General features: G+C 43.2%; 14 protein-coding genes. 8 read left to right on the forward strand and 6 right to left on the reverse strand.

Translation table 11 applies throughout. From position 1 onward, the window contains the following. Nucleotides 1-173 precede the first annotated feature (173 nt). A complete protein-coding gene (gene folB, locus RMY27_RS11985) occupies nucleotides 174-542 on the reverse strand; it encodes a dihydroneopterin aldolase (RefSeq protein WP_322663411.1) in 369 nt (122 codons plus the stop codon). 167 nt (nucleotides 543-709) lie between these two features. On the opposite strand from folB, the gene menD reads away from it, so the two are divergent. Next, complete coding sequence (gene menD / locus RMY27_RS11990; protein ID WP_322663413.1) at nucleotides 710-2485, forward strand: 2-succinyl-5-enolpyruvyl-6-hydroxy-3-cyclohexene-1-carboxylic-acid synthase; 1776 nt, start codon at nucleotides 710-712, stop codon at nucleotides 2483-2485. A 21-nt stretch (nucleotides 2486-2506) separates the two neighbouring features. Here menD and RMY27_RS11995 read toward each other — a convergent pair whose 3' ends face one another. From RMY27_RS11995 to RMY27_RS12005, 3 genes are all read right to left on the reverse strand, one after another. Continuing rightward, on the reverse strand, nucleotides 2507-2773 hold the full coding sequence (locus RMY27_RS11995; RefSeq protein ID WP_322663414.1) for a hypothetical protein: 267 nt from the start codon (nucleotides 2771-2773) through the stop codon (nucleotides 2507-2509). A gap of 3 nt (nucleotides 2774-2776) precedes the next feature. Further along, complete coding sequence (locus tag RMY27_RS12000; RefSeq protein WP_322663416.1) at nucleotides 2777-2968, reverse strand: hypothetical protein; 192 nt, start codon at nucleotides 2966-2968, stop codon at nucleotides 2777-2779. A gap of 225 nt (nucleotides 2969-3193) precedes the next feature. Continuing rightward, nucleotides 3194-4030: an Rpn family recombination-promoting nuclease/putative transposase gene (locus RMY27_RS12005; protein WP_322663418.1), complete on the reverse strand. Its 837-nt coding sequence runs from the start codon at nucleotides 4028-4030 to the stop codon at nucleotides 3194-3196. Between the two features lie 141 nt (nucleotides 4031-4171). Between RMY27_RS12005 and menB the strand changes: the two genes are divergently transcribed. After that, nucleotides 4172-5005: a 1,4-dihydroxy-2-naphthoyl-CoA synthase gene (menB, locus tag RMY27_RS12010; RefSeq protein ID WP_322663420.1), complete on the forward strand. Its 834-nt coding sequence runs from the start codon at nucleotides 4172-4174 to the stop codon at nucleotides 5003-5005. Between the two features lie 127 nt (nucleotides 5006-5132). Here menB and RMY27_RS12015 read toward each other — a convergent pair whose 3' ends face one another. Together RMY27_RS12015 and RMY27_RS12020 are read right to left on the reverse strand one after the other, a co-directional pair. Continuing rightward, nucleotides 5133-5447: a hypothetical protein gene (locus RMY27_RS12015; RefSeq protein ID WP_194047337.1), complete on the reverse strand. Its 315-nt coding sequence runs from the start codon at nucleotides 5445-5447 to the stop codon at nucleotides 5133-5135. Nucleotides 5448-5874: 427 nt separating this feature from the next. Beyond that, the gene (locus tag RMY27_RS12020) at nucleotides 5875-6426 is read right to left on the reverse strand and encodes a DUF721 domain-containing protein (protein ID WP_322663422.1); all 552 of its coding nucleotides are present in this window, start codon (nucleotides 6424-6426) and stop codon (nucleotides 5875-5877) included. A 198-nt stretch (nucleotides 6427-6624) separates the two neighbouring features. On the opposite strand from RMY27_RS12020, the gene RMY27_RS12025 reads away from it, so the two are divergent. From RMY27_RS12025 to RMY27_RS12050, 6 genes are all read left to right on the forward strand, one after another. Beyond that, complete coding sequence (locus tag RMY27_RS12025; protein ID WP_322663424.1) at nucleotides 6625-7968, forward strand: hypothetical protein; 1344 nt, start codon at nucleotides 6625-6627, stop codon at nucleotides 7966-7968. Nucleotides 7969-8264: 296 nt separating this feature from the next. After that, nucleotides 8265-9011 carry a PspA/IM30 family protein gene (locus RMY27_RS12030; protein ID WP_322663425.1) on the forward strand — a complete coding sequence of 249 codons (747 nt, stop codon included), beginning with the start codon at nucleotides 8265-8267 and terminating at the stop codon, nucleotides 9009-9011. Between the two features lie 161 nt (nucleotides 9012-9172). After that, nucleotides 9173-9949: a PspA/IM30 family protein gene (locus RMY27_RS12035; RefSeq protein WP_322663426.1), complete on the forward strand. Its 777-nt coding sequence runs from the start codon at nucleotides 9173-9175 to the stop codon at nucleotides 9947-9949. A 174-nt stretch (nucleotides 9950-10123) separates the two neighbouring features. Beyond that, nucleotides 10124-10459, forward strand: a complete 336-nt coding sequence (locus RMY27_RS12040) for a thioredoxin family protein (protein ID WP_322663631.1) — start codon at nucleotides 10124-10126, stop codon at nucleotides 10457-10459. A gap of 164 nt (nucleotides 10460-10623) precedes the next feature. Next, nucleotides 10624-11835, forward strand: coding sequence for an LL-diaminopimelate aminotransferase (locus RMY27_RS12045; RefSeq protein ID WP_322663427.1), 1212 nt, complete (start codon nucleotides 10624-10626; stop codon nucleotides 11833-11835). A 401-nt stretch (nucleotides 11836-12236) separates the two neighbouring features. After that, nucleotides 12237-13445, forward strand: coding sequence for an NF038130 family PEP-CTERM protein (locus RMY27_RS12050; protein WP_322663429.1), 1209 nt, complete (start codon nucleotides 12237-12239; stop codon nucleotides 13443-13445). Nucleotides 13446-13503 lie beyond the last annotated feature (58 nt).

Genomic DNA, 13503 nt, shown 5'->3' on the forward strand with positions numbered 1-13503 from the left:
CTTATGACTTTATTCTTGAAGCTCTTTTCTATGCAGCTTCAATGTAAATTGATATCAGCAGGTGCTGGGGGCAATGGCAGGAAAGATTCTCATTGTGAGACACTTCCAAGCCCCACGTAAACCCCCTGTTTTTTGCTAGCTGATAGATATTGAAAAAAAACGCATTTTGTGAATTAAAGGTTGGGCTTACTTTTAGTCAGTTCAATGCTAATTTTGCCACCAAAGTCTGGAATAGGTGCAGCAGGTTTGCTGAGAGTGACTTGGACTTTTGTTACACGATCGCACTCTTGGAGGATAGAATCTGCGATCGTTGCTACCAATTTCTCCACCAAAGCAAATTTAGACGTTTTTATCAGATGTTGTATCAAGCTAATGACGCTGCGATAATCTAAAGTGTCTTCGATCGCGTCAGTCTTGGCCGCTGTGGAGATATCCAACCATAACCTCACATCCACCTCAAACCATTGCCCTAGCACCTGTTCTTCTGCTAGATACCCAGTGTAGCCATAGCCGCGAATTCCCGTTAAATGAATGCAGTCCATAAATGTTTGAGAGCAAATTGTGCATTTTGTAGAAAGTGGAGCAAGTTTGCTTGGAGATTTTATTTCCTCCAAACTCGCGCTGCGGTGTTGGTTTCCATCACCGCATTGATGGATTTTAAATTGAATTTCCCTAGACAAAATCTAAAATTTAAGATTGTTTTATAGCTATGTTTGATTTAATACCGATCGCTTATAGGAATGTTAATCAACTTTGGGCTTATATTTTAACAGAGACCCTAAAGCGCTTGGGATTGACTTGTGCCATCATTTGCCCCGGATCGCGCTCTACACCGTTAGCGATCGCCTTTGCTCAACAAGCACCTGAGATTGAAGCGATTTCCATTCTTGATGAACGTTCCGCCGCCTTTTTTGCTTTGGGACAAGCTAAAACAACCGGACATCCTGTGGTACTAGTTTGCACCTCTGGTACAGCAGGAGCAAATTTTTATTCAGCAGTAATAGAGGCATCATATAGTCGCGTACCACTATTGATATTAACCACCGATAGACCCCCAGAATTGCGAGATTGTCACTCTGGGCAAACTGTAGATCAATTGAGATTATATGGAAACTACCCAAATTGGCAAACCGAGTTAGCCTTACCCTGTGCCGATCTGGGAATGCTAGCTTACCTGCGACAAACGGTAATTCATAGCTGGGAGAGGGCGCAAACTCCTACAAAGGGGCCAGTACATTTGAATATTCCCTTTCGCGATCCTTTAGCGCCTCTGCCTGATGGAAATGATTTGAGCTATTTGCGATCGCAGTTGGAAGCAGAAGACTTTTTCGCAGGAATAGCAAACCCATGCCCCATGCCCACTTGCCCTGAGCGAAGCCGAAGGGATGCCTCATTCCCCATTCCCAAAGAATGGAAAGAATGCGATCGCGGTATCATCATCGCAGGTGTTGCCCAACCATCGCAACCAGAGGAATATTGTAGAGCGATCGCGCAACTTTCCCAAACTCTCAAATGGCCCGTGCTAGCTGAGGGACTCTCCCCAGTCAGAAATTATGCCGAACTCAACCCTTATTTAATTGCCACTTATGACCTGATTTTGCGAAATCAGCAGCTAGCAAAGCAGCTAGCACCCGAAATGGTGATTCAGGTGGGAGAAATGCCTACAAGTAAAGAATTGCGTACCTGGATAGCTGCAACCCAACCTCGACGCTGGATAATTGATAAGAGTGACCAAAACCTCGACCCTTTGCATGGGAGAACGACGCATTTACGGATATCTGTAGAAGAAATAAAAGTAGAGGAAGGAAATTTATCTTTCTCCTCAGATTATATGCAGGAATGGTGTAATGCAGAAGCGAAGGTTAGGTTAATGGTTGACCAGACGATGGGGAAAATAGATGAAATCATTGAGAGTAAAGCAGCTTGGTTAATTTCTCAGATTTTACCGCCAGAAACGCCTCTGTTTATTGCCAATAGTATGCCTGTGCGGGATGTGGAATATTTCTGGAAACCAAATAATTTAGGAGTGCGATCGCACTTTAACCGGGGTGCAAATGGCATCGATGGTACATTATCCACAGCTTTAGGAATTGCTCATCGCCAGCAAAGTAGTGTGATGTTAACGGGAGATTTAGCTCTGTTACATGACACCAATGGTTTTTTAATCCGCAATAAATTTGTAGGACATTTGACGATTGTGTTAATCAATAACAATGGCGGTGGTATTTTTGAAATGTTACCCATTGCCAAATTTGACCCGCCATTTGAAGAGTTTTTCGGTACTCCCCAGGATATTGATTTTTCTCAGTTGTGCGCTACTTATAATGTGCAACATGAATTGATTACTTCTTGGCAGCAGTTACAACAAAAATTAAACCCGCTTCCAACTACAGGAATTCAGGTTTTAGAGTTGCAGACAAATCGTAAAGTAGATGCCAAGTGGCGACAGGAGAATTTACGGAAGTTTGGAGTGGATATTCAGTGAAATGCTCTAGATGCAATCGCACTACTCAACTTCTCGAAGAAATGTTTTCAAATATTCATAGTATTTTAAGTCTTCATTTTCAAAAATAGTCTTGCCTTCTATAATATAAGCCCTAGCTAGCTCCTCTTGAGCACGGTCAAAATTTTCTAGTTCAAATTGAGCTTGCCCTAGTTTTAGATGAATATAGGGATTTCCAATTGCATCTGGACAATACATAGCTTCTTGAAGTGCATGACGTGCATTTTCATAGTCATCCATTAATAAATATGATTCGCCAATAGCAGTCAACAACTAAGTTGATGCTATATAGACTTCAAATGGTTCGGGGATCAAATCAAAAGCTTGATGATAGCTTTCAATCGCTTTTACAAATTCTTCTTGCTCTGTATAAGCATCTCCTAGCTTAGACAGTTCTAATATTCTAGAGTAAGTATTATCGTCGATATTAGGATAAGATTTTTGGCTATCTTTTGATGAGTTCATCAATTTTATCGTTGAACTGAAAAAAAGGATAATGAAGTTATGGCAACAAAACTAAGTGTTTAGAAGAATTAGATGTTCGAGCTTCTGAGATAGAAGTAAAATGAGCGATCGCACTCTTTCTCCCACCGCTTCCTGATATACCCGCGTGTCTTCCAGCCTCAGATTTGTAGCTATGAGAATTTTACCGGGTGCGATCGCCTTTTCCTCTGCTTCTCTGAGTGAAATTTACCCTGTTGGTTGACCTTGTAACCACCCTTCCAAATCAGCAAGAGTAGAAAAATCCAACAAAGCATCACCTAAAGCTTCCAACTGTTCCACCGATAACCCTTGAATCTGTGATAAAAGCGCATCAGGAATATTACCCACACGCCGATTTAATAGTCGTAAAACGATCGTTCTTTCGCCTTCCTCTCGGCCTTCTTCCTTCGCTTCCAGAATAGCCCGTGGTTCTTCCAAATTCAGTCCTAACATCGCTTGAATCTCCTCTCGACTTAAGGTAGAAAACTTGTAGACGATAATCGTCGTCACTAAATCAATTATCGCTTGCTCCGATTGTTGCCGTGCTTGCTCCAACAAAAACCGCGCACCTTCAACTGCTTCCGTTTCCGAAGTAACATTTGTCAGCAACATCAAACCTAATCCCAAAGGTTGTTCTCGCAAATCCCCCAACTCATCCAGATAAACCCGCCTGACTTGACCACTTTCTAACAAAGCGCGGTGAATCTTTGAATTGGAAGGTTCAAGGCTGCGAGAAGCAAAAATTATTACCCCAAACCAGTCAGCGTAACGGATAGAGTTGCGGTAGAGAAACAAAAATAATTCGCTAAAGAAGCGGTGATATAAGTCTTCGTCCTTCTGAAACTGCACTTCTGCAAAAAAGACGGTTTTGGAAACTGCATTATCGGGAGGTAAAAACACTCCATCAATCCGAAACGCCGTTTCTTTCACCTCAACCGATTCAAACTGGTAGTTTTCCGCTTCTGGAGGTGGTTCATCTACTAATTCAAACAGCAAACCGGGAAATTGCTTAAATAATTTGTAGAAGATGGTGTCACGTCGCATTTCTATTCCTCAACACCCAGACAATTACCAGATTGTAAAGGCTTGAGACAGCAATTTTAGCGTAGGCGTAGCCCCCCGCAGGTATCGCATGTCCCTACGTCCGCGATAAAATTCTCAAGCACAACACCGCACTCCATACCAATGCAAATTAACTGGCAAACTGCCAAAACCTACGAAGATATTCTGTATCAAAAAACTGATGGCATTGCGAAAATCACCATCAACCGCCCCCATAAACGCAATGCTTTCCGTCCTGAAACCGTCTTTGAACTGTACGACGCTTTCTGTAATGCTCGTGAAGATACTACTATTGGTGTTGTTCTATTTACTGGTTATGGTCCACACACTGATGGCAAATATGCCTTCTGTTCTGGTGGCGATCAAAGTGTGAGGGGACATGCGGGTTATGTGGATGATACTGGCATCCCTCGCTTGAATGTGCTGGACTTACAACGCCTGATTCGTTCCATGCCAAAAGTGGTGATTGCTTTAGTAGCTGGATATGCGATCGGTGGTGGACACGTCCTACACTTAATCTGCGACCTTACCATCGCTGCCGATAACGCCATTTTCGGACAGACTGGTCCGAAAGTCGGCAGTTTCGACGGTGGTTTTGGAGCCAGCTATCTTGCCCGCATCGTGGGGCAAAAAAAGGCTAGAGAAATTTGGTTTCTCTGTCGCCAATATGATGCACAGCAAGCGCTAGAAATGGGTTTAATTAATTGTGTCGTTCCAGTTGAACAACTAGAAGCTGAAGGTATTCAATGGGCGCAGGAGATTTTAGAAAAAAGTCCGATCGCAATTCGATGTCTCAAAGCCGCCTTTAACGCTGATTGTGACGGACAAGCTGGTTTACAAGAACTTGCTGGCAACGCCACCCTACTTTATTACATGACAGAAGAAGGAGCTGAGGGAAAACAAGCCTTTCTCGAAAAGCGTCCACCAGATTTTCGCTCTTTTCCTTGGCTACCTTAGAATTGCAAAAATCGCACCTTACTAAAGGGTGCGATTTTTGTATATATCAACTTTTACAGCACTAAAAATCTTAAAAACAAATCTTATTTTAAGCAGACTGCAAACTCAGTCCAGTAATAATGGATGACTAAATGACCACTGCTTTAGTTTTTACCTGTTCAGATATAGAGGCCGTTATTTCCTCCAGAGAGACAAGAGCAGCATTGTCTAAATCTGAGGCTAGAGATTGACAAGATGTTAAAACTGGAGCTGCATCTGGTAAACCCCAAGCATCTTCTAAGGTTTCCCAAGAAGGTGCAAAAGGTGGAAGCGCCAAAGAGCAAGCTTTCCAAGTCGCTTGAACTGGTGCGCCCAACTGCTGGCACGTTCCACCACGGCGACCCTCTGGCTGGTAATGACGGCAATATCTACAGGCAGATGCTAAAACTTTAATGGGTTTCATTCGGATTCATCTTTAGTGTTGTTTCTGGCTGAATTTCATCTTTATATTCTGCTTCTATATATAAAGACGGAGAAAAGCCAAAAAGTCATTATTTTCTATAGGTTTCAGCGATCCCAAGTAAAAAATAAACTTCAGGATATTTTTATAATCTTGTTATATATTTAAATAATTCCTAAAGCAGTTACATATAGCTATGGTCTAAAACTTATTAGGGATCAAGACTAAGACTAAAGCTTTTGATTTATTTAGCCTTTTAAATTCCTCCTTAAGTATGGCTTAAGGCATAAATTTTCACATAAATAGTCTTTTTTACATACCACATTCGGCATATTTCAGCAGCAAACTATACTTTTTCTCAAGAATTAGAAAGATTTGCTGCCATTACATCAAATTATTTCAGGATAAACTCTGCTCAACGGATAATCGTTCAACTATTTTGCTTTGAAAACTGTTTAGCAGCACAAACAGAACAGACTTCCCAGCGCTGGAGTTCACCGGGTGGGGTGGGAGATTGGCACTGGGGACAAAGGGGTAAGCCATGCGATCGCGATCGCACAATCTTCGTCCAATGTCCAAAAGCCGCATTCACATCTTTAGTGGGTATAGCATCAGGGCGGCTAATATCACCAAGGTAACTGGGATGTTCATGAGGCGAAACCATTTGTTGCTGTTTTCTCTCCACCAAAGGATTCTGCCAGCCAGCAGTAGAGAAGCGAATATCAACCAAAGGCGTTGGCAGTTTTTTATTCAACTTTAAAAGTAGAGATGTGCGACCAAAAGTCAGGTTTTGCGCCCAAGCAGCACTAGAAGTTGCTACCGACAAAACATCACGCTGAATTGATAATGGTCGAGTATTTGCGGCAACCACCGGGCCAACAATTTCTGCCCAACACTTGAGCAGACGTTGAAATGGTTGCTCCTGCCATTTCGACTGCTTTTCCAGAATCCTTAAAACATCATTAATTGATTTCAACGACATTATTCTAAGTGGGGAGTGGAAAGTGGAGAAGGGCAGAGAAGCAGGGAGCAAGGGAGAGGAGTTTTCCCCTCTGCCCCCTGCTTCCTGCCCCTCTGCTTCTTTTCAATGCCTCTATCTATTTAAATAATTTCCGCTACTATTGTCACAAAATATATCTAAAAGTTAATTCCCGTAATCTACGTTTGAGGCACAAAGGCAATGACTCAAAACCCCCTGAACGACTCCGGTTCTCATCAATCGTCTAAAACACCTGGATTGAAACCAGTACTAGCAGCAGCACTAGCGAGTTTAGAAGTGCCGCTAGATCAAGAGTTAGCTCGATACCGACGCACGCGAACTGGTTTGGTGTCATCCAAGCAATCGCGTGTTGCAAATTACATGAGTGCTCAACCCCAACCTTTAACTGCCATTCCGACAACATCGAACACAACTCAGTCATCAGTAACGGAAATTAAAACCAACGTACCGCCTGCATCTGTACCTGTGTATCAGGAAACTACAGCCCCAGTTGATGTCCCACCCGCATCTGTACCTGTGAATCCTGAGATAAATCCAGCGCCAGTTACAGCAGCAAAAACTGAGGAACTGAATAATCTTAATGTGCCCTCCGCCTCCAATTCAGCTAAAACACAAACTCAACTTCCACCACCCCCACCCAACTTTAGTAGCAGCATTGTGCCAGCAGCCGTTAAAAATACTAAAAGCGAAAATCACTTGCAGACAGATAATAGCCCCAAGCACCCAGATGACTATTTAGAATCTAGTGAAGCACTGCTGCGAAGTCTGACAGAAGAACAACCAGAAACCAAGAAACCAAGCAATTCTAGCGACAGTCTGCTATCACCTTTGGGTATTGGCTCCATGTTGCTGCTGCTGGTGGCGAGTCTTACCTTGGGTTATGTAGTCTTTAATCCCAAAAGCTTGCCACAATGGAATTTAGGCAATTTGTTTAACGGCAACTCGTCTCCCACACCAGAAAATGCTGAGGAAGTTGGGAGTAATGTTCAACCTCAAATCCAGCCACCAAGCACATCCATACCCAAATATCCCAATTTAGCTACTGAAGAGTTTCCTGAGGTAAGAGATCCCAATGATGTAGTTGGCTTAAAACCTAAAGTCCAACCAACCCCCGCAGTAGTGCCTAATCCAGTTGTTCCCCAAAATCCCGCAAATCCTCAAGGGGCATTTTCTACTAACCCCAATACAGCCCAACCTACCAACCCGATCGCCTTAGCACCAGTGCCGACGCTACAATCCTTGCCTCCCCTGAATTTACCTCCCACTTCAACCTTGCCCAAGCCAATCGCAAGCTCACCAAAGCCAGATGCAGAAATCAAACCAGGAACAGATGGGTTCTATCATGTAGTGATCGATAATCAAGGGGCAGCTTTTGCTTCGGCACGGCAAGTAATTCCTGATGCTTATTTATCGCCCAACAAAGAATTGATTTATCTGGGTGCTTTTAAAACTAAAGAGCAAGTAAAACAACAGATGAAACTGTTACAAGCAAGGGGAATCAAGGCACGAGTTCAGCAGCCATGAATTGCAAAAATCTACGATACCATGAGATCACAGTCTTACAGTTTTGTTAGCGGTAGTGGGGCATCAAGCCAGTGCTGAGTTTTGTTAGCGGTAGTGGAGCATTGAGCCAGTGCTGAGTTCTGAGTAGTAAGGACAAAATCTTGCTTGTTTACGCCCCTACGATAAAGATTCTTATACTCAGGACTTTAACTGGGCATTCAATACTCCATAACTACCCAACAACAAAAATTTTTATACTTAGGACTTTAACTAGGCACTCAGCACTTAGAACTGGGTTTCGTGAATGGAGAGCCGACATGGAATTAATCAAGCGTATCCTGCGGGTGATTCGCGCTAATCTCAATGGTTTAATCGGTGGTGCAGAAGATCCAGAAAAGATTTTGGAGCAAGCTGTTCTGGAGATGCAGGAAAATCTGGTGCAGTTGCGCCAAGGTGTAGCACAAGCGATCGCTACCCAGAAACGCACTGAACGACAGGCTGCGGCTGCCCAGTCTCAAACAGAAGAATGGTACCGCCGCGCTCAATTGGCCCTGCAACAAGGCAACGAACCTCTAGCACGCGAAGCATTGACTAAGCGCCAAGCTTATAAAGAAACCACTACAGCCCTCTTTTCGCAGATAGAGCAGCAAAACGAGATAGTCGCTAGGCTAAAAAAGGATATGCGATCGCTAGAGTTAAAAATTTCCGAGGCGAAAACAAAAAAAGATATGTATATTGCCCGCGCCCGTTCAGCTGAAGCTTCTTATCGCCTCCAGGAAATGCTCGGTGGAGTTTCTACCACTAGCAGTCTGAGTGCTTTTGAGCGTATGGAAGAAAAAGTTTTGCAGATAGAAGCTCAATCAGAAGCGATTGCTCAACTTAGTAGCGACGACTTGGAAACACAATTTACTTCTTTGGAATCTAATGATGTAGATTCCGAATTGGCAGCGATGAAGGTACAGGTTTTCAACCAGTCAGAAAACACACAGCACAAAATCCTAACTGAGGAGAGCCAGAAGACTACGCAGCCACCCCAACAGCAGTTACCCAATCAGGATTCTTGAAGTTCGACTAATTATCCCAGTTTGGCGATATCTTAACAATTAAGAGTTGTTAGGAGGTACTGATTCAAACTAGAAAGATTACATTGAAATAGGTAGCTATAAAAAGTAAAAAAGCTAACTGTCCAACAAAAAGCGTAAATCACACAAGGAAAAACAAAGTTATGGGATTATTCGATCGCATTAAGCGAGTAGTTAGTTCTAACCTCAACGACCTGGTTAACAAAGCCGAAGACCCCGAAAAAATGCTAGAGCAAGCCATCCTGGAAATGCAGGAAGACTTGGTACAGCTGCGTCAGGGAGTAGCCCAAGCGATCGCCGCCCAAAAACGCAGTGAGAAACAGTATAATGATGCCCAAAATGAAATCAATAAGTGGCAACGCAATGCCCAACTAGCGCTACAAAAAGGTGATGAAAACTTAGCACGACAAGCTCTGGAGCGGAAAAAAACCTATACTGACACCAGCACAGCCCTCAAAGCTAGTTTAGATACCCAAAGCACCCAAGTTGAAACCCTCAAGCGCAACTTAATCCAGCTGGAAAGCAAAATTTCTGAGGCTAAGACCAAGAAAGAAATGCTCAGAGCGAGAATCACCACTGCCAAAGCCCAGGAGCAACTCCAAAACATGGTCAGTGGGATGAATACCAGCAGTGCAATGTCTGCCTTCGAGCGGATGGAAGAAAAAGTCTTGATGCAAGAAGCTCGGGCACAGTCAGCTGGAGAGTTAGCAGGTGCTGATTTAGAAAGCCAATTTGCCCGATTGGAAGGTAGTAGCGATGTTGATGATGAATTGGCAGCTTTGAAAGCCCAGATGTTACCACCCGCCGCTCCACAAAATCAAGCCCAACTGCCACCGCAACAAGAAAGCACTGCTCCTAAATCTAATGAGGTGGTTGATGCTGAGTTAGATTCACTACGCAAGCAATTGGATCAACTGTAAAATTGGCAGAAAACTTATTTGAGATAGTCCCACAGCCAACGGGTGTGGGATTTTACGTCAATAGCCCATAGTCAACAATCCTAATAACTATGAATTATTAACTATGGACTATTGACGACTTTGGGATAAAGTATTGTGTGTGCCAACTTCGATCGCCACCTGATGGAGACTGCAATGAGTAAGGCTGTAATCACCATAACCGATGCTGAGTTTGAAACCGAAGTGCTAAAAGCCAAGCAGCCTGTATTAGTTTATTTTTGGGCTTCCTGGTGTGGGCCTTGTCAATTGATGTCGCCCGCGATTAACTTTGCTGCCGGCGAATATAGCGATCGCCTCAAAGTCGTTAAAATGGAAATCGACCCCAACCCACTTACTGTTAAGCAGTACCAAGTGGAAGGTGTACCCGCTCTCAGACTATTTCAAGACCAAGAAGTTTTGATATCCACAGAGGGAGTCATCGGCAAAGAGAAATTACTGGCTCTCCTAGATACGCACTTAAATAGTAATTAGTCATTGGTCATTAGTCATTGGTCATGGGTCACTTGTACTGACTTGTACTGAGCGCAGCCGAAGTAGCGTTCCCCTTGGTGCAGCCTCTGGTAGAGAAGTATTGGTCATTTGACAAAGGACAAATGACAAAGGACAAATGACGAAGAGCAAATGACAAAAGACAAATGACTAACATACAGTTTGCAAAACGTTTACAACCCCTAAAATCGAATGTATTTGCTGATATGGACAGAGCCAAGGCAGTTGCTTTGGCTGCTGGACGAGAAGTAATTGATTTGTCGTTGGGGTCTTCTGATTTACCAGCCGAGGCACACGTTATTGAGGCGATCGCCCAATCTCTGCACGATCGCAGTACCCACGGCTATCTGTTGTTTAACGGTACCCAAGGATTCCGCGAAGCCGCGGTCAACTGGTACGAACAAAAATTTGGTATCAAAGTCGATCCTCAAACTGAGGTACTACCTCTAATTGGTTCTCAGGAAGGCACAGCCCATTTACCCCTAGCAATACTCAATCCAGGAGATTTTGCGCTGTTGCTCGATCCAGGTTATCCCTCCCATGCGGGGGGAGTCTACCTAGCCAGTGGTCAAATCTACCCGATGCCACTACTGGCAGAAAACGGTTTTTTACCAGTGTTTGCTGATATTCCTGCTCCAGTCTTGGCTCAGTCGCGGATGATGGTATTAAGTTATCCTCACAATCCCACTGCTGCGATCGCACCTTTATCTTTCTTCCAAGAAGCTGTCGCTTTCTGTCAACAACACAACCTCGTGCTGGTTCACGATTTCCCCTACGTAGATTTGGTATTTCAGGAAACTGGGGAGTGGGCAGATTCTTCTCCCAATTCAAAATCCTTAGTCCCTTCAATTCTGCAAGCCGATCCAGAAAAAAGCGTCTCGATTGAATTTTTCACTCTTTCCAAGTCCTACAATATGGGCGGTTTCCGCATTGGTTATGCCATAGGTAATGCCCAGTTAATTAAGGCTCTACGCCAGGTAAAAGCTGCCGTTGATTTTAATCAGTATCGAGGAATTTTGAATGGTGCGATCGCTGCCCTAACTGGGCCTCAAGCTGGCGTAAAATCTGCTGTCACTACCTTCCAGGGACGGCGTGATGCTTTCATCAGTGCTTTACACCGCATTGGCTGGAATGTTCCCACCCCCCAAGCCACAATGTACATCTGGGCAAAGTTACCCTCACCTTGGAGTGAAAACTCCGTAGAATTTTGTACCCAGCTAGTCAAACAAACTGGTGTAGCAGTTTCTCCAGGTGCTGGCTTTGGCAAATCTGGAGAAGGGTATGTCCGTTTTGCCTTGGTGCATGAGCCACCTTTGTTAGAAATTGCTGTAGAAAGAATGGCTGAGTTTCTTCATTAAATTTCTTCTCAAGCTGAACGCCAAGGATTTTTAGTGGCAAAGTTTACCAATGGAACATACGGTAGGGGCGCATTTGTGTGTCCCTACCGTATTGTACTGAACTTGAAAATATCATATAGTTATTTTTATAACTATGCTAAATGCTTAAAATATGTAATTAAACGTATAAAACTATCAAAACATTCTTCATCTTTTTATTGATAATCAGGAGTAACTTTACCCAATTAGGTCTCCCCGTTTCTTAAACTGGGTTTGTACGCTCAGATACCAAAGACGGCAAACAATACAGGCCATGCTTTTAAGCAACCGTATTGCCAAAAAGCCTGTGGTCAAGACAGCCCAAGCCTAAAAACGGCAGTAGTTTAAAACTTAACTTCCAAACTGACAGAGACTTGAAAACAATGAAAATGACTTTTCAGAAACTTGTAATTGGTGCATCAATGGCTATTGGTGTGAGCGCTCTTGCCACTGCCCCAGCACACGCTACATCTTTTGACTTCAATAATACAGGAGAAATTAACACTTACACTGGTGGCTCAAATGGTACTTTTATCAAAGGGAATGCACAAGGTGGTACTAACGCCGCCATCAAGGCTTTGACAGATAACAACCCCAGCTCTAACGTCGAGCTTTGGTATAGTAGCGAAACCCCAGGTTCTAATGTTGGCTTCACCGCCACAAAAGGAAACTATAGTGCCAGCGTTAGTAGTGTCACTGCTAATGACTGGAATAGTTTTGGTTCGCAATGGCTAGGCGATTTATTGAGTAGCTACACACCATTTCAATCAGTTTGGAACGGGTTTTCAGCCGACAGCAAATCACTAATAACTAGTTATTTTCCTTCCTTGGGAATGGGAGATCCTAACATTGGTGGTTTCCAATTCGGTCAAAATGGCGGTGTGGAACTGAAGTTAGTTGGTCACTTGGATGTAAAGACTAAACTTGCTACAACTATTTCTACTAAGGTTGATGAAAAATGGAATGCAATTAAATCACAGTTTCCTCAACAAACAACGGCACCAACCCTTTCACAAGTTGAAAGTTTAATCCCACAACTACAAACACAACTCAATACAATTTCAGGACAAATTACCACACTCCAAACACAACTCAACGCAATTCCAGGACAAATTACCACACTGCAAACACAACTCAACGCAATTCCTAACACTCCAGCCAATCAATTAAAAAGGCAACAACTGACAAATCAAATCTCTCAACTGAATACTCTCAAAAATCAGCTGCCAAGTCAAATCTCTCAACTGAATACTTTCAAAAATCAGCTACCAGGTCAAATCTCTCAACTTACATCATTTAAAGATGTACTGACTCTGCAAGCTGCATTAAATGGATATCAAGGTGAAATTGCGGCTAGTGAAATTGCTAAGGTAGTTACTGGTGGTCAAACTTACTATGCCTATAGCTTTAACCCCACTGCATCCGGTATTACTGCTTCTGATGATGGTGTATCCTATAGTGCAATTTATACTTGGTCAACACCTAAGTATGTTTCTCCATCCTCTGTACCAGAACCCTCAGTAGTATTTGGGATTTTAGGTGTTGCTGGTATCTTTGTTACACAACGTAAGTTAAAAAAAGTATCTGGTTGAAACTCCGGTTTCCATTCCAAAAAATAAGTAAGGGAGCTTTTAGCTCCCTTTTTTGATG

This window comes from Nostoc sp. DedQUE09, assembly GCF_034530915.1.
Lineage (GTDB): Bacteria > Cyanobacteriota > Cyanobacteriia > Cyanobacteriales > Nostocaceae > Nostoc.

Coding starts and splice junctions, on each gene's coding strand:
- folB (WP_322663411.1), bottom strand. CDS start 542: ATGGACTGCATTCATTTAACGGGAATTCGCGGCTATGGCTACACTGGG.
- menD (WP_322663413.1), top strand. CDS start 710: ATGTTTGATTTAATACCGATCGCTTATAGGAATGTTAATCAACTTTGG.
- RMY27_RS12000 (WP_322663416.1), bottom strand. CDS start 2,968: ATGAACTCATCAAAAGATAGCCAAAAATCTTATCCTAATATCGACGAT.
- RMY27_RS12005 (WP_322663418.1), bottom strand. CDS start 4,030: ATGCGACGTGACACCATCTTCTACAAATTATTTAAGCAATTTCCCGGT.
- menB (WP_322663420.1), top strand. CDS start 4,172: ATGCAAATTAACTGGCAAACTGCCAAAACCTACGAAGATATTCTGTAT.
- RMY27_RS12015 (WP_194047337.1), bottom strand. CDS start 5,447: ATGAAACCCATTAAAGTTTTAGCATCTGCCTGTAGATATTGCCGTCAT.
- RMY27_RS12020 (WP_322663422.1), bottom strand. CDS start 6,426: ATGTCGTTGAAATCAATTAATGATGTTTTAAGGATTCTGGAAAAGCAG.
- RMY27_RS12025 (WP_322663424.1), top strand. CDS start 6,625: ATGACTCAAAACCCCCTGAACGACTCCGGTTCTCATCAATCGTCTAAA.
- RMY27_RS12030 (WP_322663425.1), top strand. CDS start 8,265: ATGGAATTAATCAAGCGTATCCTGCGGGTGATTCGCGCTAATCTCAAT.
- RMY27_RS12035 (WP_322663426.1), top strand. CDS start 9,173: ATGGGATTATTCGATCGCATTAAGCGAGTAGTTAGTTCTAACCTCAAC.
- RMY27_RS12040 (WP_322663631.1), top strand. CDS start 10,124: ATGAGTAAGGCTGTAATCACCATAACCGATGCTGAGTTTGAAACCGAA.
- RMY27_RS12045 (WP_322663427.1), top strand. CDS start 10,624: ATGACTAACATACAGTTTGCAAAACGTTTACAACCCCTAAAATCGAAT.
- RMY27_RS12050 (WP_322663429.1), top strand. CDS start 12,237: ATGAAAATGACTTTTCAGAAACTTGTAATTGGTGCATCAATGGCTATT.